The organism is Streptomyces dryopteridis (genome assembly GCF_049606955.1).
Lineage (GTDB): Bacteria > Actinomycetota > Actinomycetes > Streptomycetales > Streptomycetaceae > Streptomyces.
Genome location: NZ_CP187113.1, coordinates 2,714,841 through 2,739,481 on the forward strand (window position 1 = coordinate 2,714,841; position 24,641 = coordinate 2,739,481).

25 protein-coding genes and 1 tRNA gene are annotated in these 24,641 nt (G+C 74.1%); 18 read left to right on the forward strand and 8 right to left on the reverse strand.

Going from position 1 to position 24,641, the window contains the following annotated elements; translation table 11 throughout:
* Nucleotides 1-47: 47 nt before the first annotated feature.
* Nucleotides 48-1,319 (reverse strand): ATP-grasp domain-containing protein, encoded by a 1,272-nt coding sequence (locus tag ACN20G_RS11460; protein ID WP_424212641.1) that lies wholly within the window; start codon nt 1,317-1,319, stop codon nt 48-50.
* 453 nt (nt 1,320-1,772) lie between these two features.
* On the opposite strand from ACN20G_RS11460, the gene ACN20G_RS11465 reads away from it, so the two are divergent.
* The 3 genes from ACN20G_RS11465 to ACN20G_RS11475 all read left to right on the forward strand — a co-directional run bounded on the left by ACN20G_RS11465 (nt 1,773) and on the right by ACN20G_RS11475 (nt 4,446).
* Nucleotides 1,773-3,128, forward strand: a complete 1,356-nt coding sequence (locus tag ACN20G_RS11465; protein ID WP_424212642.1) for an MDR family MFS transporter — start codon at nt 1,773-1,775, stop codon at nt 3,126-3,128.
* A 94-nt stretch (nt 3,129-3,222) separates the two neighbouring features.
* Nucleotides 3,223-3,843, forward strand: coding sequence for a DinB family protein (locus tag ACN20G_RS11470; RefSeq protein ID WP_424212643.1), 621 nt, complete (start codon nt 3,223-3,225; stop codon nt 3,841-3,843).
* A gap of 120 nt (nt 3,844-3,963) precedes the next feature.
* Entirely contained in the window at nt 3,964-4,446 is a 483-nt protein-coding gene (locus ACN20G_RS11475; protein WP_424212644.1) for a molybdopterin-dependent oxidoreductase, read from the forward strand.
* 2 nt (nt 4,447-4,448) lie between these two features.
* Here the strand turns inward: ACN20G_RS11475 and ACN20G_RS11480 are convergent, their stop codons facing one another.
* Complete coding sequence (locus tag ACN20G_RS11480) at nt 4,449-5,273, reverse strand: VOC family protein (RefSeq protein ID WP_424212645.1); 825 nt, start codon at nt 5,271-5,273, stop codon at nt 4,449-4,451.
* 106 nt (nt 5,274-5,379) lie between these two features.
* Between ACN20G_RS11480 and ACN20G_RS11485 the strand changes: the two genes are divergently transcribed.
* Nucleotides 5,380-6,039 (forward strand): HhH-GPD-type base excision DNA repair protein, encoded by a 660-nt coding sequence (locus ACN20G_RS11485; RefSeq protein WP_424212646.1) that lies wholly within the window; start codon nt 5,380-5,382, stop codon nt 6,037-6,039.
* Nucleotides 6,040-6,141: 102 nt separating this feature from the next.
* Entirely contained in the window at nt 6,142-7,056 is a 915-nt protein-coding gene (gene opcA / locus ACN20G_RS11490; protein WP_424212647.1) for a glucose-6-phosphate dehydrogenase assembly protein OpcA, read from the forward strand.
* Nucleotides 7,057-7,145: 89 nt separating this feature from the next.
* On the opposite strand, the gene ACN20G_RS11495 is transcribed toward opcA, so the two are convergent.
* Together ACN20G_RS11495 and ACN20G_RS11500 are read right to left on the reverse strand one after the other, a co-directional pair.
* Nucleotides 7,146-7,670, reverse strand: a complete 525-nt coding sequence (locus ACN20G_RS11495; protein WP_424212648.1) for a cupin domain-containing protein — start codon at nt 7,668-7,670, stop codon at nt 7,146-7,148.
* A gap of 79 nt (nt 7,671-7,749) precedes the next feature.
* Nucleotides 7,750-9,399 (reverse strand): helicase HerA-like domain-containing protein, encoded by a 1,650-nt coding sequence (locus ACN20G_RS11500; protein ID WP_424212649.1) that lies wholly within the window; start codon nt 9,397-9,399, stop codon nt 7,750-7,752.
* An 88-nt stretch (nt 9,400-9,487) separates the two neighbouring features.
* Here ACN20G_RS11500 and ACN20G_RS11505 point away from each other — a divergent pair, with 88 nt between their 5' ends.
* On the forward strand, nt 9,488-9,784 hold the full coding sequence (locus ACN20G_RS11505; protein WP_003955420.1) for a type II toxin-antitoxin system VapB family antitoxin: 297 nt from the start codon (nt 9,488-9,490) through the stop codon (nt 9,782-9,784).
* Nucleotides 9,785-10,086: 302 nt separating this feature from the next.
* The gene (locus ACN20G_RS11510) at nt 10,087-10,782 is read left to right on the forward strand and encodes a LytR C-terminal domain-containing protein (protein WP_424212650.1); all 696 of its coding nucleotides are present in this window, start codon (nt 10,087-10,089) and stop codon (nt 10,780-10,782) included.
* A 93-nt stretch (nt 10,783-10,875) separates the two neighbouring features.
* On the opposite strand, the gene upp is transcribed toward ACN20G_RS11510, so the two are convergent.
* Nucleotides 10,876-11,511 carry a uracil phosphoribosyltransferase gene (upp, locus tag ACN20G_RS11515; RefSeq protein WP_424212651.1) on the reverse strand — a complete coding sequence of 212 codons (636 nt, stop codon included), beginning with the start codon at nt 11,509-11,511 and terminating at the stop codon, nt 10,876-10,878.
* Nucleotides 11,512-11,712: 201 nt separating this feature from the next.
* Between upp and ACN20G_RS11520 the strand changes: the two genes are divergently transcribed.
* From ACN20G_RS11520 to ACN20G_RS11570, 11 genes are all read left to right on the forward strand, one after another.
* A complete protein-coding gene (locus ACN20G_RS11520; protein ID WP_424215477.1) occupies nt 11,713-12,003 on the forward strand; it encodes a hypothetical protein in 291 nt (96 codons plus the stop codon).
* A 305-nt stretch (nt 12,004-12,308) separates the two neighbouring features.
* Nucleotides 12,309-12,902, forward strand: coding sequence for a hypothetical protein (locus ACN20G_RS11525; RefSeq protein ID WP_424212652.1), 594 nt, complete (start codon nt 12,309-12,311; stop codon nt 12,900-12,902).
* 143 nt (nt 12,903-13,045) lie between these two features.
* Nucleotides 13,046-13,474, forward strand: coding sequence for a tRNA adenosine(34) deaminase TadA (tadA, locus tag ACN20G_RS11530; RefSeq protein ID WP_424215478.1), 429 nt, complete (start codon nt 13,046-13,048; stop codon nt 13,472-13,474).
* A gap of 79 nt (nt 13,475-13,553) precedes the next feature.
* Nucleotides 13,554-13,640 (forward strand) — tRNA-Ser (locus tag ACN20G_RS11535).
* A 185-nt stretch (nt 13,641-13,825) separates the two neighbouring features.
* Nucleotides 13,826-14,122, forward strand: coding sequence for a hypothetical protein (locus ACN20G_RS11540; protein ID WP_424212653.1), 297 nt, complete (start codon nt 13,826-13,828; stop codon nt 14,120-14,122).
* A 382-nt stretch (nt 14,123-14,504) separates the two neighbouring features.
* The gene (locus ACN20G_RS11545) at nt 14,505-14,666 is read left to right on the forward strand and encodes a hypothetical protein (RefSeq protein ID WP_424212654.1); all 162 of its coding nucleotides are present in this window, start codon (nt 14,505-14,507) and stop codon (nt 14,664-14,666) included.
* Between the two features lie 234 nt (nt 14,667-14,900).
* On the forward strand, nt 14,901-15,872 hold the full coding sequence (locus ACN20G_RS11550; RefSeq protein ID WP_424212655.1) for a SigB/SigF/SigG family RNA polymerase sigma factor: 972 nt from the start codon (nt 14,901-14,903) through the stop codon (nt 15,870-15,872).
* Between the two features lie 232 nt (nt 15,873-16,104).
* Nucleotides 16,105-16,959 (forward strand): RNA polymerase sigma factor SigF, encoded by an 855-nt coding sequence (locus ACN20G_RS11555; RefSeq protein ID WP_424212656.1) that lies wholly within the window; start codon nt 16,105-16,107, stop codon nt 16,957-16,959.
* 61 nt (nt 16,960-17,020) lie between these two features.
* Nucleotides 17,021-17,980, forward strand: a complete 960-nt coding sequence (locus ACN20G_RS11560) for a hypothetical protein (protein ID WP_424212657.1) — start codon at nt 17,021-17,023, stop codon at nt 17,978-17,980.
* 183 nt (nt 17,981-18,163) lie between these two features.
* Nucleotides 18,164-18,595 carry a MarR family winged helix-turn-helix transcriptional regulator gene (locus ACN20G_RS11565; protein WP_424212658.1) on the forward strand — a complete coding sequence of 144 codons (432 nt, stop codon included), beginning with the start codon at nt 18,164-18,166 and terminating at the stop codon, nt 18,593-18,595.
* 8 nt (nt 18,596-18,603) lie between these two features.
* A complete protein-coding gene (locus ACN20G_RS11570; RefSeq protein WP_424212659.1) occupies nt 18,604-20,301 on the forward strand; it encodes an MDR family MFS transporter in 1,698 nt (565 codons plus the stop codon).
* A gap of 70 nt (nt 20,302-20,371) precedes the next feature.
* Here the strand turns inward: ACN20G_RS11570 and ACN20G_RS11575 are convergent, their stop codons facing one another.
* The 3 genes from ACN20G_RS11575 to ACN20G_RS11585 form a co-directional block, all read right to left on the reverse strand.
* On the reverse strand, nt 20,372-21,004 hold the full coding sequence (locus tag ACN20G_RS11575) for a TetR/AcrR family transcriptional regulator (RefSeq protein WP_424212660.1): 633 nt from the start codon (nt 21,002-21,004) through the stop codon (nt 20,372-20,374).
* Between the two features lie 217 nt (nt 21,005-21,221).
* Entirely contained in the window at nt 21,222-23,366 is a 2,145-nt protein-coding gene (locus ACN20G_RS11580) for an ArnT family glycosyltransferase (protein WP_424212661.1), read from the reverse strand.
* Nucleotides 23,363-24,625: a glycosyltransferase gene (locus ACN20G_RS11585; RefSeq protein ID WP_424212662.1), complete on the reverse strand. Its 1,263-nt coding sequence runs from the start codon at nt 24,623-24,625 to the stop codon at nt 23,363-23,365. Before ACN20G_RS11585 ends, ACN20G_RS11580 begins: the two co-directional genes overlap by 4 nt.
* Nucleotides 24,626-24,641: the final 16 nt, after the last annotated feature.

A 24,641-nucleotide genomic window follows, 5' to 3' on the forward strand; every position in this document is an offset into this window, starting at 1 on the left:
CGTGAAACAGCGCGCGGCGGTCGGGGCGGACGGTGCGGTGCGGACCGTCAGGCGGTGGGCGCGGCGGCGGTCACGGGCTCGGTGACCACGGTGACCTTCTCGGTCAGCCGCTCGGCCGTGGCGATGGCGGCGGTGGTATCGGGGCCGGTGGTGAGCACCTGGCCGACCCGGTCCCAGTTGCCGCGCAGCTCGCCGACGGTGTCGCCGACCTTGACGGTGGTCTCCACGTCGATCACCTCGTCCAGGGCGAGTGCCTCGGCGGCGCCCTGGATCTCGACGACCTTGCCGGGACCGGCCGACAGGAAGCGGGTGGCGGCGGAGATCTCGGCCACCGGGCGTTCGGTGAGCTCCGGGATCAGGTGGAAGGCCCAGGCCACGATCCACTCTTCGAGGTCGATGCCGTGCACCGCGATCAGCAGGTCGAAGATCCGGTCCCCGCCCATGCGGTTGTGGCTCTCGATGATCCGCGGACCGTCGGGGGAGAGCCGCAGTTCGGTGTGGGCGGCGCCGTCGGTCAGGCCCATGGCGTCGAGGAAGCGCGAGACCGTCTCCTCCACCGCGCGCTCCTGCTCGGGGGCGAGGCGGGCGGGCAGGGCGTGGCCGAGCTCGATGAAGCCCTCGGCGCCGCCGGTCAGCTTCTCGGTGATCGCGAGGACCACGTGCCGGCCGGCGAAGGAGAAGGTCTCCACGCTGTACTCGGGGCCCGAGATGTAGCTCTCGGCCAGGAAGCGTCCGATGGTGAAGAACGCGCCCCACTGGAGGTCGGTGCGGGCCCGCAGCTCCTCGACCCCGGCCCAGGCGGCGGCGGCCTGTTCGGGGCCGTCGATCCGGGTGACGCCGAGGCTGGCGGTGGCGTCGGTGGGCTTGAGGACGAAGGGGTAGCCGTGGGCCGCGCCGAAGGCCGCGAGGTCGGCGGCCGACTCGACCTCGGCGGCGGCGACCGACAGGGCGCGCACGGCGGGGTCGGCGGAGGCGGCGAGGTGGGCCCGCATCGCGTGCTTGTCGCGGAGCAGTTCGGCGACCTCCTCGGAGGTGCCGCCCAGACCCAGGTGGTCGCTGATCCGGCCGGCCGGGACGAGGCCGGGCTCCGTGATGGAGACGACCCGGGTGAAGCCGTACGCCTGGTGGGCGGCCTCGACCAGCGGACGGGTGATCTCCCAGTCGGTGTAGTCGGCGATCAGCACGGCCTCGGCGAGGCGGGCGGCCTCCGGCACGAACTGGTCCTTGTGCTGGATGAGCACGAATCGAATTCCGAGCGCGGCCGCCTTGCGCAGGGTCTGGATCCTGCCGCCGACGACGAGAAGCTTGTGTGCGGTCATGGCCAGAACTCTGCCGGGGGAATTCGGCCCGGGGAATGCTTTTCCGCCGGCACAAGTCTGCTTGGCACAAAAGACGCAGCCCCCGCCGACGGGGGGCGAGCGGCCGGTCCCCTCCCCCGCGCGCCACGCGCGCGGGCGGGCGGCGCGCGCGTGCCGCACGGGCCCCCGGGAAGGGAGGGGGAGGCAGGATCGTGCCACGCAGTCTTGTGCCGGCCCGGACCCCTGGAAGCCGTGGCCGGGGGCGTGTTCCATGAGGTCATCGCCCTTCCGGAGCGGTCGCCGGGCCTGTCACCTCCGTCGATCGCGGCGGCCGCCCTGCCGGGTGCGCCGCCCGCTCGCCGCCCGCCCCGGACCCGGACGCCGCCCGCCCCCGCGGGCGCGCCGTCCCGGGCACACCCCCCACGTCCCGCCGGTCGACGGGCGCCGGGACCACCGCGTCGAAAAGGAGACCCCATGGCCGGCGAAGAACCCCTGCGCCGACGATTGCGTGAATTGCCCAGGAGCGCCTGGGTCATCTTCGCCGGAATGTTCCTCATAAAATTCGGCAATTTCCTGAACGTGTTCCTCGTGCTGTTCCTCGTCTCGAAGGGGTACAGCGCGGCCCAGGCCGGTCTGGCCCTCGGCGTGGTCGGCGTGGGCGCGTTCGTCGGCAACATGGTCGGCGGTTCGCTGGCCGACCGGGTCGGCCGGCGCGCGGCCATCGCCGTGTCCATGTTCGGCTCGGCCACCGCCACCGCGTGCGTGCCGCTCACCGAGGACCTGGTCACCACCACCGTGCTGGTGGGCCTGGTCGGCGTGTTCGCGCAGCTCTACCGACCGGCCGCGGGCGCCATGCTCGTGGACGTGGTCGCCGAGGAGCAGCGGGTGCTCGCGTTCGCCGTGCTGCGCCTGGCGATCAACGTCGGCATGGCGGTCGGCCCGCTGGTCGGCGGCCTGCTCTCGGGCGCCTCGTACACCTACGTCTTCCTCGGCGACGCCTTCTTCGCGGCCTCCTTCGGCCTGCTGGCCCTGATCGCCCTGCCCGGCGGCCGGCCCCCGGTGGCCGCGCCCGAGCCGGTCGCGGCCGAGGCCGGGGCGAAGCCCGCGAAGAAGGGCCGGGACGGCTACCGCGCGGTCTTCTCCGACCGCCCGTACCTGCTGTTCCTCGGCTCGATGGTGGCCGCCACCTTCGTCTACGGCCAGTCCACGGCCACCCTCCCGCTGCACGTCACCGACGCCGGCTTCGACAACAGCGTGTACGGCCTGCTGCTGGGTCTGAACGCGCTGCTGTGCGTGGTCATCGAACTGCCGCTGACCAAGCGCACCGAGAAGCGCGACCCCCGCCTGGTGATCGCGGCCGGCCTGGTGCTGCTCGGCATCGGCATGGCCGCGACCGGCGCCTCGAACGTGCTCTGGCTGCTGGCGCTGACCGTGGTGGTCTGGACGGTCGCCGAGACCGTCTACACCCCGATCGCCAACGCCTACCCGGCCGAGTTCTCCCCCGACCACCTGCGCGGCCGCTACCAGGGCGCCGAGGGCTTGGCCCACACCCTGGGCGGCACCCTCGGACCGGCCGTCGGCGGCCTGCTCTACAGCGTCTCCGCGCCCGTGCACTGGATCGTCTGCGCGGTGGTCGCCGGCCTCGGCGCCCTGCTGATCCTGGGCGCCAAGCCGAACCGCGCCGCGAAGCCCACGCCCGAGCCCACGCAGGCCCCCGCGGCCGCGGCGCACGAGGGCGGCGAGCCCACCCGGGACGCCGACCCGCTGCCGCCGACCGCGCCCACCGCCCCGGAACCGGTCGTCGTGGCCGCCGCGCCCCGCGCGGACTGATCCGGGCCCGTTCCACCCCGCCGTTCCACCCGCCGCCGCGCGCGGGACCCCCGCGCGGCACCGTCCGCACCACCTCGTGAAAGGCCCCTTCCTGATGACCGCCCCCACCGTGAACCCGACCGTCACGGACGTGCACCGCATCGACATCCCCTCCGCGACCGAGGACCCGGCCGCGTACGTGACCGCCCTCCTCGACGTGGCGGCCGACCGCGACTGGCACTCGGTGCTCTCGCAGACCACCGTCTGGGCCACCCGCCTCTTCGCCGACCTGCCCACCGAACTCGCCGAGACGGTGCCGGAGCCGGGCGAGTGGCCGGCCGCGTTCGTGGTGGGCCACCTCTTCGACGTGGACGTGGTCTACGGCTTCCGCTGGCGCCTGGTCGCCACCGAGGACAACCCCGTCTACCCGGGCTACGACGAGCGCCTGTGGGCCCCGCTGCCGCGCCTGCCGTTCCGTCAGATGCTGGACGCCTGGAGCGGGATGCGCGCCTCGAACGTGGCCCTGCTGGCCTCGTTCACCGCCGAGGACTGGCAGCGCACCGGCCGCCACGGCGAGCAGGGCGGCGAGACGATGGAGGTGATGATCCGCAAGGTCATCGGCCACGACATCGCGCACATCAACCAGATCTACCGCGCGATCCGCCTGGTGCGCGAAGCGAACGGCCTGGAGGTCGAGACCCTGGACGCCGCCTACGAGTCCTTCGGCCTGCGCTGATCGACGCGATCGGCACCCGAGAGGTCCGATCGCACGAACGCCGCGCATCTGCCAGGTGTGTCATGCCACAGACCTCGCAGATGAGGTTCCACCGCCGGGCCGGACGGGCATCATCGCCGCATGCCGAAACTGCTGCTGCACGGCGAGGTGCGCCATCCGGCCCGGTGGGACGTGGCGCGCCTGCGCGCCGCCCTGCCCGAGCACCGGGCGCCGGTCACGTTCGACTGCGCCACGAACGGGCCGCAGCGCCACGTCTTCGACGGGGTGCTGCTGCGGGACGTGGTCCTGGGCGCCGAGCCCCTCTTCGACGCCCGGCGCCGCAAGGACCGCGCTCGGCACCTGCTGACGGTGACCGGCGCCGACGGGCACCACGCGGTGCTCTCCTGGTCGGAGTTGGACGAGGACTTCGGGGACTCCCCGGTGCTGCTCGCGACCCGGCTCGACGGGATCGACCTGGACCCGGTGGGCCCCCAGCTCGTGGTGCCCACCGACCGCTGCGGGGCCCGTTACGTCAGCGGGGTCACGCACGTCTGGTTCGGCGCGCTGCCGGCCCTCGTGCACGCGGCCCCGGACCCCGTCCCCCGACACGCCCGAGGCGCCTGACCTCAGCCGAACGCGGGCATCTCCCCGACCGTGCGCGTCACGTCGATCACCGCGAAGGCCGCGCCCTGCTGGTCGGCGATGGCCGCGAACCGCCCGAAGGGGCTGTCCATCGGCCCGAAGTACAGCTGTCCGCCCAGCTCACGGGCCTTGGCCACCGCCGCGTCGCAGTCGTCCACCGCGAAGTACACCTGCACGTACGAGGGCACCTCGGGCGGGAAGTCCGGGCCCATCACCATCCGCCCCAGCACCGGGTTGCGCGGTCCGCCCAGGCTGTAGACCGAGAAGTCCATGTCCATCGCGTCCGGGTCCTCGCCCGGGTCCATCCGCTGCGCCCCGTACGGGAACACCGAGGTCATGAACGCGTCGGCGGTGGGCCCGTCCCGGGTGAACAGCTCGGCCCAGCAGTAGGCCCCGGAGCTCGCCACCAGCTCGAAGCCCTTGTGCTCCCCGGCCTGCCAGATCCCGAACACCGCCCCGGTGGGCTCCTGGGCGATCGCCATCGTGCCGAACTCCCCGACCCGCATCGGCCCCATCAGCAGCTTGCCGCCCGCCTTGGTCACCTTCTCCGCCGCGGCCTCGGCGTCCTGGCTGGCCAGGTACAGGCACCAGGCGGAGGGGGCCTCGTCCGCGCCGTCCCCGCCCGGCATCGGCGGCACCACCGCCGCGACCGCCTTGCCGTCCTTGTACGCCTGGGTGTAGTTGCCGTACTCGGACGAGGACTCCCCGAAGGTCCAGCCCAGCACCTCGCCGTAGAAGGTCTTGGCGCCCTCCACGTCCTTGAACATCGCGTCCGCCCAGCAGGGGGCGCCTTCCGGGAACTCGGTCATCGTCCGACTCCTTCGTCGCGTTCCTCGCACACCGGTCCCCCTCCCCACGCTAGGCGGCTCACGGGACGAACGCGCGGGGAGCCGCCGGCCGGCGCACCCTGGGAGCATGCGCACCCCTCCCGAGGCCGGCCCCGAGCCCGCCGGCGAGGCCGACGGCTCGGCCCCGATCGTGTTCCGACTCGCCCAGGACCCGGAGGCCGACGCCCTGCTGGCCCGCAGCCCGCTCGCCGCCCTGGTCGGGATGCTGCTCGACCAGCAGGTGCCGATGGAATGGGCCTTCTCCGGGCCCCTGACCATCGCCCGCCGGATGGGCGGCGAGGACCTCGACGCGCACGCGATCGCCGCCACCGACCCCGACGCCTTCGCCGCCCTGCTGGCCGAGAAACCCGCCGTGCACCGCTACCCCGGCTCGATGGCGGGCCGGGTCCGGCAACTGTGCGCGTACCTGGTGGAGCACTACGACGGCGAGGCCGCGCGCCTGTGGACCGGGGCCGCCGACGGCGCCGACCTGCTGCGCCGACTGCGCGAGCTGCCGGGCTTCGGGGAGCAGAAGGCGAGGATCTTCGTCGCCCTGCTCGGCAAACGCATGGGCGTGCGTCCGACCGGCTGGCGGGAGGCCGCCGGGCCGTACGGGGAACGCGGCGCGCACCGCTCCGCCGCCGACATCACCGGCCCCGAGTCGCTGGCCCGGGTCCGCGCCCACAAACAGGAGCTGAAGGCCGCCGCGAAGGCCGCCAAGACCGCGCGCCCCCCACGCGCCCACTGACCGGTCCGGAACGCCCCGGCGTGCGCCGGATCACGTCGGGACACTTGCCGAACCGGCCCGCCCGGGTGACGCGCGGCCCCCGCTCGCTGCGACACTCGATCCATGCGGACCGAACTCATCGACACCACCTCCAGCCAGGTCGCCAAGGCCCTGCTCGACGCGCGCCGGGAGGTCGGCAGCCCCGCCCTGGGCCTGGTGCTGACCCTGGTCCTGGTGACGGACGAGGAGCACGCCTACGACGCGATACGCGCCGCCTCCGAGGCCGGTCGCGAGCACCCCTGCCGGATCATCGCCGTGATCAAGCGCAGCCCGCACGGGCCCCGCCGGCAGCGGGTGGCCCGGCTCGACGCCGAGCTGCGGGTCGGCTCGGACGCCGGCTCCGGCGAGGTCATCCTGCTCCGCCTGCACGGCGAACTCATCGCGCACCCGGCCTCCGTGGTGCTGCCCCTGCTGGTCCCGGACGCGCCGGTGGTCGCCTGGTGGCCCTACGACGCCCCCGCCGACCCGGCCCGCGACGAGCTGGGCGCGCTGGCCCAGCGCCGGATCACGGACGCCGCGCAGGCCGCCGACCCGGTCGGGGTGCTGGACGAGCGCGCCGCGTCCTACGCCCCCGGCGACACCGACCTGGCCTGGACCCGGCTCACCCCGTGGCGGGCCCTGCTCGCCGCCGCCCTCGACCAGCGCCCGCTGCCGGTGACCGGCGGCCGGGTGGAGAGCGAGCCGGACAACGCCAGCGCCGAACTCCTGGCCCGCTGGCTGGAACAGCGCATCGGGGTGCCGATCGAGCGGGTGCCCACCGAGGGCCCGGTGGTCACCGCCGTGGTGCTCACCACCCCCGAGGGCGACATCCGGGTGGACCGGCCGGGCGGGCCGCTGGCCACGCTGGTGCTGCCGGACCGGGTGGACCGGCGGGTCGCGCTGAAGGTGCGCGGCAGCGCCGAGCTGATCGCCGAGGAGCTGCGCCGGCTGGACGCCGACACCGTGTACGCGGCGGCCCTGCGCCGCACCGCGCGCTGAGCGAGGCGGGCACGGGCGGGCACGGGCGAACGGGCGGGCACGGGCGGAACCCCCGTGCCCGCCCGGCCCTCCCGTCCCGCCCGCCTCGCTCAGCGGCCGGCCCAGAGCGCGCTCTCGCCGTAGTGGTTGTCGTAGACCGGCGAGGAGGCCCCGATCTCGGCCGGGTCGGCCTGCCCGGCCCGCACCCGGTCCAGCAGCCGGTAGTAGTCGAAGCGGCCCATGCCGGGCGCGAAGCCCACGAAGACCTCGGCCCGCGCCCCGGCGGCCGGCGCGAACGCATGCTTCACGTGCGCGGGCACGGCCAGGAAATCGCCCTTGGCCAGGGTGAGGATCTCCTCCTCGACCAGCACGTCGAGCCGGCCGTCGAGCACGAAGAAGAACTCCGTCGCCTTGGTGTGGTGGTGCACCGGCGCGCCCTTCGCGCCCTCCTCCAGCACCGCGAGGTTGCAGGTCAGCCCGGCCACGTCGGCCAGCAGGGCCATCACGCTGCCGGGCGCGTCCGAGACCCGCTCGGCGCCCTGGGCGGTGGTGTGCACGACGCCGGCGGGGAGGGCGGGGGCCGGGGCGGCGGTGGTGGCGGGGGCGGCGGTCCGGAGGCTCTCGTTCTTCGTCATGCCCCCATTCTGGTCGCCAAGAGACCGGGTCAGAAGGTCATTTGACGGCCCGTGAACCCGGTCAATCAACCCTCCGCGATCAGCGTTTGCGGGTGCCGAACACGGCCCGGGAGATCTCCCGCCCGAGCTGCGTGCCGATGGACCGGGCCAGGGACCGGAACAGTCCGCTGCCCACCACCTGTTCGGCGAGCGAGGGATCGGGCTTCGGAGCCCGCCGGGCCGCCGCCGCCTCCGCCTTCGCCGCCTTCTCGGCCTCCGCCGCCCGCGCCGCCTCAAGCGCCTCGGCCTCGGCGGCGGCCTGTTCGGCGCTGATCTTCTCGTAGGCCGACTCCCGGTCCACCGGCTCGGCGTAGCGCGCCCAGAGCGGGGAGGCGGTCACGGCGGCGGTGAGCGCGGCCGGCTCGATCGGCCCCATCAGCGAGGCGGGGGCCCGCAGTCGGGTGGCGGCGGGCGGGGTGGGCGCGCCCCGGTCGTCGAGGACCGTGATCACGGCCTCGCCGGTGCCGAGCGAGGTGAGCAGCTCCTCCAGGTCGTACGCGGACTCGGGGAAGGTGCGCACGGTGGCCTTGAGGGCCTTGGCGTCGTCGGGGGTGAAGGCCCGCAGCGCGTGCTGCACCCGGTTGCCGAGCTGCGCGAGCACGTCGGCGGGGACGTCCTTGGGGGTCTGGGTCACGAAGAACACCCCGACCCCCTTCGAGCGAATCAGCCGGACCGTCTGCGTGACGGCCTCCAGGAACGCCTTCGAGGCCCCGTTGAACAGCAGGTGCGCCTCGTCGAAGAAGAACACGAGCTTGGGCCGCTCCAGGTCGCCCACCTCGGGCAGCCGGCCGTGCAGATCGGCCAGCAGCCACATCAGGAAGGTGGAGAACAGCTGCGGCTTGTCCTGCACGGCGGCCAGCTCCAGGACCGAGACCACCCCGCGCCCCTCGCCGGCGGTCCGCAGCAGTTCGCTGGTGTCGAATTCGGGTTCCCCGAAGAAATCCGAGGCCCCCTGTTGTTCGAACGCGGTGAGGGCCCGGAGAATCACCCCGGCGGTGACGGTGGAAAGGCCGCCGATCCCCTTGAGTTCCGCTTTTCCGCGTTCCGACACGAGAAACGCGACCACCGCCCGGAGATCCTTCAGGTCGTAGAGTTCCAGGCCCTTGGAGTCCGCGTAGTGGAAGATCAGTCCGAGGGATTGTTCCTGGGTCTGATTCAGTCGGAGGATCTTCGAGAGCAGGATCGGCCCGAAACTCGTGACGGTGGCCCGCAACGGAATTCCCGGGCCGATGCCGCCGAGGGAGTAGAACTCGCACGGGGACCCGGCCGGCTCCCAGGTCTGGCCCACGTCGGCGGCGCGTTCGGCGACCTTCGCCGAGGCCGGGCCGGGGGCCGAGATCCCGGACACGTCCCCCTTCACGTCGGCGAGGAAGACCGGGACCCCCGCGGCGGAGAGCTGCTCGGCCACCAGTTGGAGGGTCTTGGTCTTGCCGGTTCCGGTGGCCCCGGCCACCAGCCCGTGCCGGTTGAGCACGGCCAGCGGGATCCGGATCGGGTGTTCGGGCCGGCAGACGCCCTCCCACAGCAGCGCCCCCAACTCCAGCGCGGGCCCGGCGAAGGCGTAACCGGAACCGATCCGGGCGGCCGGCCCGGCCTCCGCGTCGGCCGTCGGCCCGGTCGCTCGCGCCGTTCCGCCCGCGTTCGCCGGCGCTTCCCCGTCCGGCCCCGGACCGGTGCCCTGCTCGCTCATGTTCGCTCCCGGAATAGCCCTGTTTCGTCACCTTTGCACTCGTGGCGCGAGGCTGCGCCCGCAGGCGCCGGCCCGGTAGGCTTTCCGTGTGATCTTCAAGCGCATCGGAAACGGGCGGCCGTACCCCGACCACGGACGGGAAAGCACCCGGCAGTGGGCGGACGTCGCGCCGCGCCCGGTCCGACTCGACCAGCTCGTCACCACGAAGGGTCAGTTGGACCTGGAGACGCTCCTGGCCGAGGACTCCACCTTCTACGGGGACCTCTTCGCGCACGTCGTGAAGTGGCAGGGGGACCTCTACCTGGAGGACGGGCTGCACCGGGCCGTGCGCGCCGCGCTCCAGCAGCGCCAGGTGCTGCACGCCCGCGTCCTCGAACTGGGCTGATCCCCCGGCCGCGCCGGCCCGGCGGGGCCGGTCCCGGGCGGCCCCGGGCCCACCGGGGCGGGCCCGCGCGCACCGCTGCCCTGATCCCGTGCGCGACTCCCGTATCGCCCGCCACGTCCCGCACCACCCGCGCCGGCCGCCCCGTGCGAATCCCGCGTCGCGTGAAACCCGTGCGCGAATGAAGATTCGAATACATTCCCCGGCGCGCCGCCTTTGCGGCCGGTTGCGCCTTTCGGGTCGGGTTCGATAAATCCGTTGATCATTCGGTAGGCATCGTCACGGAGCGGCACTACCCTGCGCTCATGAGTATGCTCACTCCCCCCGGCATGGGCGGAAAATACCGCGTCACGGGAGCCGCCTACCCTCGTATGAAACGCCCCCGACGCCGCCGCCGCGTCATCCTCGCCACCCTCGGCTCCACCCTGACGCTGAGCCTGCTCGGCTACGGGACCCTGCAACTCGTCGACGTCTTCCAAGGCGACGCCCCCACCGAACACCGCGCCTCGGCCGCCGGCCGCAAGAACTGCCCCGAGGCCGGCGCCCCCGCCCACCCCGAAGCCCCCACCGGCGCCACCCGGGTCCGTCAGGCCGCCGCCGCGGCCCCCACGACCCCGGCCGCCCCGGCCCTGCCCGCCCCGAGCGGGATCACCGTCAACGTCTTCAACGCCACCCCCCGCGCGGGCCTGGCCAAGTCCGTCGGCGAGGAACTGCGCAAACGCGGGTTCGTCGTCGGCACGGTCGGCAACGCCCCCGCGGCCTTCGACAAGAAGATCCCGGGCGTCGGCATACTGCTCGGCTCCCCCCGCACCGACAAGGGCGTCTACACCGTGCTCGGCACCCAGCTCCCGGGCGCCAAGCAGCAGAACGACACCCGCGAGGGCCGGGAGGTCGACCTCATCCTCGGCACCGGCTTCACCGCCCTCGCCGGCAAGGAGGACGCGGCCCGCGCCCTGGCCGCCCTCACCAGGCCCGCCCCCGCACCGTCCACCACCTGCTGACACGGGAAACGGACGGGACCCGACGACGCCGGGCTCCCGCCCGCGCGCCGCACCGGCCCGTCCGTTCCCGAACGTCCGCGAAGAACCCGACCGCTACTCGGCCGCGCCGTACATCCGGTCGCCCGCGTCGCCGAGGCCCGGCACGATGTAGCCGTGCTCGTTGAGCCGCTCGTCGATCGAGGCCGTCACCACGGTCACCGGCTGGCCCGCCAGCTCGCGCTCCATGATCTCGATGCCCTCGGGCGCCGCCAGCAGCACCACGGCGGTCACGTCGTCCGCGCCCCGCTTGATCAGTTCCTTGATCGAGACGATCAGGGTGCCGCCGGTGGCCAGCATCGGGTCCACCACGTACACCTGGCGCCCCGAGAGGTCCTCGGGCATCCGGGTCGCGTACGTGGACGGCTCCAGCGTCTCCTCGTTGCGGACCAGGCCCATGAAGCCCACCTCGGCCGTCGGCAGCAGCCGCACCATGCCGTCGAGCATGCCCAGACCGGCGCGCAGGATCGGCACCACCAGGGGACGGGGGTAGGACATCTTCACGCCGGTGGTCGGACCGACCGGGGTCTCGATGTCGGCGGACTCGGTGCGCACGTCCCGGGTCGCCTCGTACGCGAGGAGAGTCACCAGTTCGTCGGCGAGCCGACGGAAGGTGGGGGAGTCGGTGCGCTTGTCGCGCAGGGTGGTCAGTTTGTGCGCCACCAGCGGGTGGTCGACGACGTGAATCCGCATGTCCCCACAGTAACCGGGCCCGACCGGCATGTGAGACCGCTCGCGCCCGCGCGCGCTGTGGCGTCAAACCCCCGGTCCGGGGGAAGGTGGGATTCCGGGGGTCCGCTTCGCGCCGGCGGAGGGGGACGACACCGACCAACCAGCCTGGGGTGGTGGCCGATGGCCGAGGAGCAGCCGACCGGAGCGCGCGGCGGACGCCCCCTGCCGCCACGCCGCGCCGGAACCGACCCCGCCGATCCGGGTGACGTACGCGACACCGCGCGCCCCCGCTCCGGCACCCGCGCCGGCCCGCCCGCCGACCCCGACACCGACCGCGGGGACGACGCGCCCGACCCCGACGCCCCCGAGACCGCCGCCGAGCGCCGGGCCCGCCGGGCCCAGTTCCTGCGCGAGCTGCACGAGGCCCGGGAACTGCGCGACCGCGTCCAGCCCCGCCGCGCCCGGGCCGCCCGGATGCGCCAACAGATGCGGATGCGCACGTTCCGGTGGTGAGCGCGGCGCCGGCCGCGCGGGGCCGTACGGGTGAGGCCCCCGCGCCCCGCCGTCCCCCGGCGCCCGAGGCGGCGCACGGGCGCCCGCGCGCGCGTCCGACGGAGTCCGTGTGCGCCCCGAGGGCCCGGCGCGGGGGTGGCGCGGCACGACGCAAGCGCGGAAGACCTCTCGCATCGCCGCCGTTTCTGCCACGATGCCGAGGGGATCGGGGTCGAGACGGCGCGCACGCGCTCCGTCCGCCCCCCGTCCGCCTCCGCCGGGGGGACCCTCCAACCGGCACGCCTATGACCAGTGGGAGAGTCACGGTGTATTTCGCCGCTCTGCTCGCGCGCACCGAAGACGGGTGGGTAGCGAGCGACATGGAACTCGACTCCGTCGAAACACTGACGGACCTGACGGAACTGGCGCGAGAAGGCGCCGTCGAGGACGACACGGTGGTCGTGCTCGTCGAGCAGGAGGACGCCTGGTTCGGCGTCATCCGGATCGACGGCGAAGAGGACCCGCGCCTGTACGTCTCCAACGCGGCCCTCGCCGCCCGCAGTTCGTACGGAGCGCTGCTCACCGAGGAGTTGCTCGGCACCGATTCGAACGAGGACGAGGACCTCGACGTCCTCGACCTCGACGGCACCGAGGGCGACGAGGAGGAGGAGCCGACCGCCCACTACCCCGACGACCCGGACGAGGCGGACCCGGCCCCGGACACCGACCCGGTGGCCGAGGCCCACGTGAGCGCCCCCCGGCAGGGCGGCGACCGCGCCCCGCAGGGCCCCCTCGGCGACGACCGGCTGCTGGCCGACCTCGGCGTCTCGGCCAGGGAACTGGCCGCGTTCGACGGGGACGCCATCGGCGAACTGGCGGAGGCCCTCGGCGCGTCCGAGGTGCTGGAGGCCGTGCGCTAGTGGGCATCGAGCACCACCTCGGGCCCGGAACCGGCACCACGGGTTCCGGGCCCGTCCCCGACCCCGCCCCCGACCCCGATCCCGGCACGGCGTTCCCCGAGCTCGCGGCGGCCGATCCGGTCCGCGCGCCCTGGTACGAGCCCATGCGGCGGGCCCTGGCGGAGGCCGAACGGGCCGTGCCGGCCGGCGACGTGCCGGTCGGCGCCCTCGTCCTGGCCCCCGACGGCTCCGTCCTGGCCACCGGGCACAACGAGCGCGAGGCCCTCGGCGACCCCACCGCCCACGCCGAACTCCTCGCCCTGCGCCGGGCCGCGGCGCGCGCGGGGGAGTGGCGGCTGACCGACTGCACCCTCGTCGTGACCCTGGAGCCCTGCGTGATGTGCGCGGGCGCCGTCCAGCAGTCCCGGGTGGCCCGGGTGGTGTTCGGGGCGGACGACGAGAAGGCCGGCGCGGCCGGCTCCGTGTGGGACCTGCTGCGCGACCGGCGGCTCAACCACCGCCCCGAGGTGATCCGCGGGGTCCTGGGAGCCGAGTGCGCGGCCCGTCTCACGGAGTTCTTCCGGACCCTGTGACCTGCCCCGGAGCCCGCGACGGCGCGGCGCCCGGGAACGGATTTCGGTACTCGGGCCGGCGTGGGCTAAGCTCTCTCTCGGTAGCGTGTCCGAGCGGCCGAAGGAGCACGCCTCGAAAGCGTGTGAGGGGGCAACTCCTCCGTGGGTTCAAATCCCACCGCTACCGCTCGATCGAGAGCCCCGCCCCGCAAGGGTTGGGGCTCTCGGCGTATCCACACCGGCGTCCGCGCGGCCCGCGCCCGACCCGTGACCGGCCCGCGCCCCGGCGCGCGTCGTACTCCGCACCGGTGAGCCCGCGCCGTTCGCGCCTCCCTCGCGTGACCGCCCCTCCCCCGCTCCCGTTGACACGGCATGACCAAGACCCAGCGCGTCCTCGCCGCCCTCGCCCTCGCGGGCGCCGCCGCCGGCCTCGCCGCCCCCGCCGCCTCCGCCGCCGAGGCCGGTCCTGCCCTGGCCCCCCTGACCCTCCCGGACCTGCCTTCGGCGCCCGGCACCCCGCCGGGGGCCACCCCGCGCAACGTCCAGGAGATCGGTTCGCAGCTGAACGAGCTGCGGCAGCTGGACCAGCTCGCCACCGTCCCGGACAAGCTGATGCCCGTGGTGGAGCCCGCGGCCCCGGTGCTCGGCCTGCTCGGCGCGATCCAGTAGCGGACGCCTCGGGGCCCGGCCCCGGACAACGCGTCGAAGGCCCCGACCTGAGGTCGGGGCCTTCGCACGTTGGGACGGGGGAAGCGGCATCGGGGGGACAAGCCGCTTCCCCCGATGAGGACGGACCTGCCAGTCCAAGCCGCAGTCAGGGGGGAAGCTTGCGGCTCGGACCCCGCAGTGAGGTCCTGTCCCTCCGCCCTCCGATTTCCTGCCAGAACCGGTGGGCTCGAGAACAATTCTGCCCTCGCCCACCACCCCCCGCCGGCGGCAAAGGGCCCCGCACCCGGGGCCATTGGTCCCTAAAGCGCAGGTGAGTGATCGGGGAGCACCCGCTACACTCGCCCGACGCAGCAAGGACCGGCAGGGGAGGCCGAAACCGCTCATGGACGTCAAGAAGATCATCATGGGCGCACTTGTCGTGTTCGTCCTCTACGTGATCATCACCCAACCGGCCAAAGCGGCGGATTTCGTCGGCATCGGCTTCCAGGGGATATCGGACGCCGCGACCGGAATCGGGACGTTCATGACCGAACTGGTCACCTGATCGCGCCCGACGCGCCGCCGCCCCTTCTTCCTCGACCCGCCCCCGATCCGCCCCCGCCGTCCTCGGCGCGGGGCTTTTCTCGTCCCCGGGAAAACCACCCGCATGCCACGTGCGAGAACCTTCGAAAATTGCCCTGAATTGCCCAACTTGCCCACAACACGGCGATATAGGGTGCTTGCACACGGTGCACATGTCTTGTGATGCTATGACCGCTTTTGACGGAAGACTTGATGTGTGACGAAGGGGTGGCGAACCGTGCCGGCCAGTACTGCGCCTCAGGTGCCACCCCAGCAGGAGCCGCACGCTCCCGCCTCCCCCGCCGGCCCGACCACCCTCGCGCCGGCCGTCACGACGGCCCTCGCGCCGGCCGCCGCCTCGCGCCCGCCGGGGCCGGCCCCGCGCTCGACCCCGTTCGGCCCGAGCGGCCAGGCCCGCCCGCAGGGGCGCGGCGCGGACACCCGGGCGCTGACCCAGGTGCTCTTCGGGCGGCTGAAGACCCTGGAGCCGGGCACCGGCGAGCACCAGCGGGTGCGCGGGGCCCTGATCGAGGCGAACCTGCCCCTGGTGCGGTACGCGGCGGCCCGGTTCCGCAGCCGCAACGAGCCGATGGAGGACGTGGTGCAGGTGGGCACCATCGGGCTGATCAACGCCATCGACCGCTTCGACCCGGACCGCGGCGTGCAGTTCCCCACCTTCGCGATGCCCACCGTGGTCGGCGAGATCAAGCGCTACTTCCGCGACAACGTGCGCACCGTGCACGTGCCGCGCCGGCTGCACGAGCTGTGGGTGCAGGTGAACGCGGCCACCGAGGACCTCACCACCCAGCACGGCCGCACCCCCACCACCGCCGAGATCGCGGCCCGGCTGCGGATCGGCGAGGACGAGGTGCTGTCCTGCATCGAGGCGGGCCGCTCGTACCACGCGACCTCGCTGGAGGCGGCGCAGGAGGGCGACGGGCTGCCGGGGCTGGTGGACCGGATCGGCTACGAGGACCCGGAGCTGGCCGGGGTCGAGCACCGCGACCTCGTGCGGCACCTGCTCGTCCAACTCCCCGAGCGGGAACAGCGGATCCTGCTGCTGCGGTACTACAACAACCTGACCCAGTCGCAGATCAGCGCGGAGCTCGGGGTCTCGCAGATGCACGTCTCCCGACTGCTCGCGCGCAGCTTCGCCCGGCTCCGATCCGCAAACAGGATCGAAGCCTGACCCGAAAGAGTGGAGATCATCGGCGCCGACCCCGACATATCGGGACATTTCTCAAAGTTTCACCACTGTCGCTGGACGGATATGTCGACTTGGCGCTACAGCGTGTTGCCGACATGTGACATTCTGCTTGAACCGCGTTTGCCGCAGCCCCGCCTCCGGTATTCAGGTGGAGGCGCTGCGTTCCTCCGACGGAAGCGCCCGACGCGACCGTCCGCGACCTCAAGGGGGTGGCATGTCCGTAGAACAGGGCAGCTCCAAGGTGCTCACACTCGTCAAGGACGAGACCGCACCGGCCGTGTCCGAACCGACGGCAGCCCCGCCGGCGCCCATCGACACCCGCACGCTCTCGCGCTCCCTGTTCCACCGACTCGCCGGCCTCGACACCGACAGCCCCGAGCGGGCCTACGTGCGGGACACCCTGATCGAGCTCAACCTGCCGCTGGTGCGGTACGCGGCGGCCCGCTTCCGCAGCCGCAACGAGCCGATGGAGGACATCGTCCAGGTCGGCACCATCGGCCTGATCAAGGCGATCGACCGCTTCGACTGCGAACGCGGGGTCGAGTTCCCCACCTTCGCGATGCCGACCGTCGTGGGCGAGATCAAGCGCTTCTTCCGCGACACCTCGTGGTCCGTGCGCGTCCCGCGCCGGCTCCAGGAGCTGCGGCTGGCGCTGACCAAGGCCAGTGACGACCTGGCCCAGCGCCTGGACCGGTCGCCGACCGTGCCGGAGCTGGCGGCCGTGCTCGGCGTCACCGAGGAGGAGGTCGTCGACGGGCTCGCCGTCGGCAACGCCTACACCGCCTCCTCCCTCGACTCCCCCTCCCCCGAGGACGACGGCGGCGAGGGCTCGCTCGCCGACCGGCTCGGGTACGAGGACACCGCGCTCGAAGGGGTCGAGTACCGCGAGTCCCTCAAGCCGCTGCTGGCCAAGCTGCCGCCCCGGGAGCGCCAGATCATCATGCTGCGCTTCTTCGCGAACATGACCCAGTCGCAGATCGGCGAGGAGGTCGGCATCTCCCAGATGCACGTCTCCCGGCTGCTCACCCGCACCCTGGCCCAGCTCCGGCAGGGTCTGATCGGGGACTGACCGCGCGGGGCCCCGGCCCCGCACCCTTCCTCTTTGACGGTTCGTCAGCAACACTGCCGCCATGCGCCAAGGAGGACCCCCGGCATCGGTCACGCGCGCCCTCGCCCTGACCGCCGTCACCGCCCTCGCCGCCGTCTGCCTCGGCGGGTGCGGCGACGGCGCGGGCCCGGGCTTCGCGGCCATGGGCGCGGCCGGGGACGGCTCCACGCCGTCCGCCGGGCGCCCCGTGCCGCCCCGGGGCGGGGTGGAACTGCACCCCCTCGACCGCCCCGGCGCCCCCGGCACGCCCCCGTCCGGCACTCCCGGCACGACGCCGGGGACCACGCCCGGCCTCCCGTCCGGCGCCGGCGACACCTCGGGCCACACGGGCACGGGCGGGACCACGGGCGGCACCCCCGGCGGCGCGAGCACGGGCGGCGGCACGGGCGGCTCCGCGACCGGCGGCGCCGGCGGCACGGCGTCCGGCGGCACGGGCGGCTCCGCCTCGGGCGGCACGAGCGGCTCCGGCGGCTCGGGCAGCGGCGGCTCCGGTTCGGGGGGCTCCGCGTCCGGGGGCTCGGCGTCCGGCGGCACGGGCGGGTCCGTGTCCGGGGGCTCGTCCTCGGGCGGGCCGGGCACGCCGAAGCCGCCACCCGCGAAGCCCACCCCGTCCACCCCGACCCCGTCGAAGCCACCGAAGCCCACCCCCTCCGACCCGCCGAAGCCCCCGCCCTCCCCGGCCCGGATCTCCGTGGGCCCGCCCGCGCGCGCCGCGGCCGGCGCCCGCTGGTGCGAACGGGTCACGGTCACGTTCACCAACAGCGGCGGGACCGCCGCGCGTTCCGGCACCGTCACCTTCGCGACCCACATCATCGGCGCGCTCGGGGTGGACTGGGGCACCCGCACCAGCACCCAGGCCCTCCCCGTCCCGATCGCCGGCGGCAGCTCCCGCACGGCCGGCTTCACGGTCTGCGTGGACGCCTGGCGGGTGCCGCTGGGCATGCACATCGAGACCCGTCAGGTGACCGCCACCTGGCGCTGACCCGACACCCACCCGGCATCCCCCAGCCCTGAATGTCGCTTTTCCTGCGATTCGCAACCCGCAGCGGCTCCACATTTCCGATTCCTTGGGGTTCCTTTACCCCGTCTTGCCCGAATCAGTTTGCCTGCGGCAACCAACGATCCTATGGTTGCTCAAAGCAACGACATACGGGGAGGGTGCGGGATGACCGCGGTCACGGCCTCGCTCTACGAGGAGCTGGCACGCCGCCTCTCCGCGATCGGGGCGGTCAAACGGGAACTGGCGCGCCACCTGCCCGCCGCCTGTCCGCCCGGCCCCGCCGCCGTGCTGACCGTCCTGGACCGCCACGGCGGCGCCGGGGTCAGCCGGCTCGCGGAACTGCTGGCCGTGGACATCTCGGTGACCAGCCGACACGTCACCCACGTCGTGGAGCGCGGCTGGGTCGAGCGCGTGCCCGACCCGGCCGACGGCCGCTGCCGGATCCTGCGGATCACCCCGGCCGGCCGTGACCTGCTGACCGAACTGACGGCCCGCCACACGGCGGCGCTGGAACACGCCCTCGCGGACTGGTCCGCCGAGGACGTCGCCCACCTGACCATCCTGCTGGCCCGACTCCGATCGAGCTTCCAGAACTGAGGAACCACATGGCCACGACCACACCGAAGGGTGTGCGGGGAGGCAACCGGTCGGAGAACCCGCCCGAATCCGCCCCCATGACGCACGGCGACATCATGAAGGCGCTGTCCGGGCTGATGCTCGGCATGTTCGTCGCGATCCTGTCCTCGACGATCGTCTCCAACGCCCTGCCGCAGATCATCACCGACCTCGGCGGCACCCAGTCCTCCTACACCTGGGTGGTCACCGCCGCCCTCCTGTCGATGACCGCCGCCACCCCGCTGTGGGGCAAGCTCTCCGACCTGTTCAGCAAGAAGCTGCTGGTCCAGATATCCCTGGTCATCTACGTGGTCGGCTCCATGGTGGCCGGCATGTCCCAGAACACCGGCATGCTGATCGCCTGCCGCGTGGTCCAGGGCATCGGCGTCGGCGGTCTCTCCGCCCTGGCCCAGATCGTGATGGCCGCGATGATCTCGCCCCGCGAGCGCGGCCGCTACAGCGGCTACCTCGGCGCGGTCTTCGCCGTCGCCACCGTCGGCGGCCCGCTGCTCGGCGGCGTGATCACCGACACCGACTGGCTCGGCTGGCGCTGGTGCTTCTACGTCGGCGTGCCCTTCGCGATCATCGCCCTGGTGGTGCTCCAGCGCACCCTGAAGCTCCCGGTGGTCCGTCGGGACGTGAAGGTGGACTGGCTCGGCGCGTTCCTGATCAGCGGCGCCGTCTCGCTGCTGCTGATCTGGGTCACCCAGGCCGGCGACTCCTACGACTGGGTCTCCTGGCAGACCTGGGCGATGACGGGCGGCGCGCTGCTGCTCGGCGTGCTGTTCGTGGTGGTCGAGAACCGCGCGAGCGAGCCGATCATCCCGCTGCGCCTGTTCCGCAACAAGACCATCACCCTGGCCTCGGCCGCGTCCCTGTTCGTCGGCGTCGCGATGTTCTCCGGCACCGTCTTCTTCAGCCAGTACTTCCAGCTCGCCCGGGGCGAGTCGCCGACCATGTCCGGCGTCCTCACCATCCCCATGATCGGCGGCCTGTTCGTCTCCTCCACCGTCTCCGGTCAGATCATCACCAAGACCGGCCGGTGGAAGGCGTTCCTCGTCGCGGGCGGCGTGCTGCTCACGGCCGGCCTCGGCCTGCTCGGCACCCTGCGGTACGACACCCCGTACTGGCACACGGCGATCTTCATGGCGCTGACCGGCCTCGGCCTCGGCATGATGATGCAGAACCTCGTCCTCGCCACCCAGAACCAGGTGGCCCCGCAGGACCTCGGCGCGGCCAGCTCCGTCGTCACCTTCTTCCGTTCCCTCGGCGGCGCGGTGGGCGTCTCGGCGCTCGGCGCCGTCATGGCCCACCAGGTCACCGGCTACGTCAAGGACGGCATCACCGCGCTCGGCCCGAAGGCCGCGGCGGCCTTCGGCCACGGCGGCACCGGCGGCGGGGGCATCCCCGACCTCGACAAGCTGCCCGCCCCGCTGCGCCAGGTGATGGAGAGCGCTTACGGGCACGGCGTCGGCGACGTGTTCCTCTACGCGGCCCCGTTCGCCGCCCTCGGACTCGTCCTCTGCCTGTTCATCAAGGAGGTCGCGCTGCGCTCCGGCAACCCCACCGCGCAGCCCGCCGCCGCGAGCGTGGAGAACGGCGCGGCCGACACGGCCGCCGCGAGCGGGGTGGAGATCGAGCCCGCCACCGCCGTCCCGAGCCCCCGCTCGGCCCGCGCGGAGGACTGAACCCGCACCGCCCCGTGATCCCCGAAGGGCCCCGCTCCACCACACCGGAGCGGGGCCCTTCGGCGTCGGCTCAGGCCCCCGCGACGCGTTCCGCGCGCGCGGCGTACCCCTCGATGCCCGCCACCAGCAGGTCCAGGGCGATCTCGAACTCGCCCGGGGCCGTCCCGCGCGGCCGGCACCCGTGCCCCTGGAGGAAGCGCGAGACCACGAGGTGGGCCCCCGACCGACCGGCCTCGCTCAACCCGGTGGCCTCCAGGATCCGGCGCAGGGCCGCGTCGAAGGCCCGCGCGTGCGGCCCGATGTTCGGGTACTCGCCGATCAGCCGCGCCACCCACGGGTGCGCGGCCGACACCGCCCGGTGCCCCCGGGCCAGTTCCCGCAACCGCTCCGACCAGTCGGCCCCGGCCGGCTCCGGGGGCAACCGGACCTCGCCCAGGGCCCGGTCCAGGGCCAGTTCGAGCAGATCGTGCTTGGTGTCCACGTACCAGTACAGGGACATCGCGGTCACGCCCAACTCGGCCGCCAACCGCCGCATCGAGAACCGGGACAGGCCCTCGGCGTCGAGGAGGCCGACGGCCCGGACCGTGATCCGCTCGCGGTCCAGCCCCGTGGGCAACTCGCCCCGACGGCGGGTGGATCCGACCGGACCGGGGCTGAGCCACACACTGCCGCGCGGGGTGTCGGTGTCGGTCGCTGTCACCACGGGTGCCCTCCTCGGACGCCCGGCTCCGGTCCGGAAACTCCCGGTGCGCCCCCTTCATGCTAGGGGGAATTCGCACGGATGACCCGCAAGCCCCGCTCCGGTGTGACGCGTTGGGCCACGCGGGGGCGCGCGGCCGTCCCCCGAACGGCCGCCGCCCCGCCCGACCGGGTGAACCGGAGGGCGGGGCGGACGGACGCGGGCGCGTGAGGGCGGACGCTCAGGCGCGCGGGGCGGTCAGGTCGTAGACGGTCACCCCGTCCACCGTGCGGGCCGTGAAGTGCTCGGCCACCCACGTCGTGATCTCGGCCGAACCCGTCCCGCCCGGCCCCCCGAAGCCGCCGCCCCGACCGCCGTCACGGCCGCCGTCGGCGGACAGGAACCAGTGGATCCTGCCCTGGGCCACGTACTCCCGGAACCGCTCCGGGGTGGGCGAGGGGTCGCTGCCGTTGAACCCGCCGATCGGCATCACCGGCTCCCGCGAGGCCAATTGGTAGCCGGCCGCGTTCTGACTGCCGACGGTCGCGGCCGTCCACGTGTACCGGTCGGCGTCGGCGACCAGCAGTGCGCGCAGGGCGGCCGAGACCTTCGTGCCGTTCAGCAGCCCGCCGGCGCCGCCGCCCGGGCCGCCCCGCCCGGCCTCGCCGAAGCCCCCGAAGCCACCGGCCGCACCGGCCGCACCCGCACCGGACCGCCGCCCGTCCCGCCCGGTGCCCGCGCCGCCGGAGCCGCCCGGCGCGCCCTGACCGGCCTGACCGGCCTGACCGGCCTGACCGGCCGCCGTGCCCGGCAGCCCCGGCGCGCCCGCCGGCGGCCGCTCGCCGCGCGGCGGCCCGCCCCGGAACCCGCCGGCCCCGCCCGGCCCGCCCCGACCGCCCGCGACGGCCGGCCCGGCGGTCACGATGGAGCCCGTGTGCCCGCTCGCCACCGTGCTCAGGCAGTACGCGAACGGGCCGCCCAGGCACGCCGTCAACGCCAGCAGCCCCACCACCGGCCACAGGCCGCGCGCCCGGGACCCCAGCCGGGGCGCCAGGAACAGGCCCAGGCCCGCGAGCAGGCCGGCGCCCGCCACCAGCCACCGCAACCACGGCAGCCAGTCCGTCGACCGCCCCAACAGCACCCAGGCCCAGGCCCCGGTCCCGGCGACGGTCACCGCGAGGCAGCCGCGCGCGAGCGGGTGCCCCCGTTCCTCCCAGAGCACCGCGACCCCCATGCCCACCACCGCGGCCACGAACGGCGCCAGCGCCACCGTGTAGTACTGGTGGAAGATGCCGCGCATCAGGCTGAACACCGCCGCCGTGAGCAGCAGCGGGCCGCCCCAGGCGAGGAACGCGGCGCGGGCCGCCGCGTCCGGGGAGACCACGGCCCGGCGCGCCCGCCACGTCACCACCAGCCCGGCCACGAGCAGCAGCAGGGCGGCCGGCAGCAGCCAGGCGATCTGCCCGCCCACGTCCGTGCCGAACAGCCGCCCGAGGCCCGTCTCGCCCCAGCCCCCGCCACCGCCGCGTCCGCCGCCGCCGCCCACGCTGCCGGTCTCCTCGCCGTTGATCCGGCCGAGCCCGTTGTAGCCGAAGGTCAGGTCCCAGAACGAGTTGTTCCGCGAGCCCCCGATGTACGGCCGCGAGTCCGCCGGCCACAGCGAGACCGCCAGCGGCCACCAGCCGCCCACGACCACCAGCGCCAACGCCCCCAGCCCGAGCTGCCCCCAGCGGCGCAGTGGCCGGGTCGGGGCGCACACCAGGTACAGCGCCGCGAGCGGCGGCACGATCACCAGGGCCTGGAGGGTCTTGGTGAGGAAGGCGCAGCCCAGCAGCGCGCCCGCCGCCACCAGCCACCGGGTGTGCGCGCCGTCCAGGGCCCGCATGACCGCGTGCACGGAGAGGACGAGCAGCAGGGTCAGCAGGGCGTCGGGATTGTCGAAGCGGAACATCAGCGCGGCGACCGGGGTCAGGGCGAAGACCCCGCCCGCGAGGAGACCGGCGGCCGGGCCGAACCAGCGGCGCACCGAGGCGTACAGCACCCCGGTCGCGGCCACGCCCATCAGGGCCTGGGGCAGCAGGAGTTGCCAGGAGCCCAGCCCGAAGAGGCGGACCGAGAGGGCCATCGGCCACAGGGCGGCCGGCGGCTTGTCCACGGTGATGGAGTTGCCGGCGTCGGAGGAGCCGAAGAAGAAAGCCTTCCAGCTCACCGAACCCGCTTGGGCGGCCGCCGAGTAGAAGGAGTTGGCCCAGCCGGAGGCGCTCAGGTCCCAGGTCAGCAGCAGGGCGGTGCCGAGCAGCAGCCCCGCGAGCGCGGGCCGCTCCCAGCGGGGCCGCGCGGGGGCCGGGGCGGTCTCGGCCGGGGCGGTCTCGGGCGGGGCGGTCATCGCTCGGTGTCCTTGTCGGTGGGTTCGGGGAAGATCCAGGCCCGGAAGAGCAGGAACCGCAGGGCCGTCGCGGCGAGTCCGGCGGTGCCCAGGACGCCGATCTCGGTGCCGCGCGCGGGGGTGGGGGTGGCCGCGTGCAGGGCGATGAGGGCGCCGGAGGTCAGCGCGAGCCCGACCGCGAACACCAGCAGCCCCTGGGCCTGGTGGCGCACGAGGCGGACCCGGCCGCGGACCCCGAAGGTCAGGCGCCGGTTGGCGGTGGTGTTGCCGAGGGCCGCGAGCAGCAGGGCGAGGGCGTTGGCGGCCTGCGCGGGCAGGCCCTGCCGGCGCAGCAGCTCGTACAGCCCCGCCCACACCAGGGTGGACAGCAGGCCGACGGCGCAGAACCCGAAGAGCCGGCGGGGCAGGGCGCGCGGCACGGTGGGCAGCGCGGCCCGGTCCCGGGGGTCGTCGCCGAAGGGACGGGCGAGGCGTTCCAGGGGCAGGGCGCCGGCGCCCAGGGCGCGGCCGATCCGCCAGACCCCCTTGAGGTCCTCCACGGCGGTGCGCACGATCCGGACGCTGGAGCGGGGGTCGTCCACCCAGTCCACCGGCACCTCGTGGATGCGCAGGCCGGCCCGTTCGGCGAGCACGAGGAGTTCGGTGTCGAAGAACCAGCCGGGGTCCTCGACCAGCGGCAGCAGCCCCCGGGCCACATCGGCGCGGATGGCCTTGAACCCGCACTGGGCGTCGCTGAACCGGGCCGCGAGGGAGGAGCGCAGGATCAGGTTGTAGGCGCGGGAGACGAACTCCCGTTTCGCGCCGCGCACCACGCGGGAGGAGCGGGCCAGTCGGGTGCCGATCGCGAGGTCGGAGTGGCCGGAGATGAGCGGGGCGACCAGGGGCAGCAGGGCGTTGAGGTCGGTGGAGAGGTCCACGTCCATGTAGGCGAGGACGGGGGCGTCGGACGCGGCCCACACGGTGCGCAGGGCCCGGCCCCGGCCCTTCTCCGGCAGCCGGGTCACCCGCACGTCCGGGAGTTCGGCGGCGAGGCCGGCGGCCAGTGCGGCGGTGCGGTCGGTGCTGGCGTTGTCGGCGACGGTGATGCGGAAGGGGTAGGGGAAGGTCCGGGTCAGATGGGCGTGCAGCCGGCGCACGCAGGGATCCAGGTCGGTCTCCTCGTTGTGGACCGGGACCACCACGTCGAGCACCGGCGCGCCGGCGTCGGGGGCCAGGGCGGTACGTGCGGGCAGGGTGCCCGGGGCGATGTCGAGGGCCATGCGCCGAGCCTCGGCG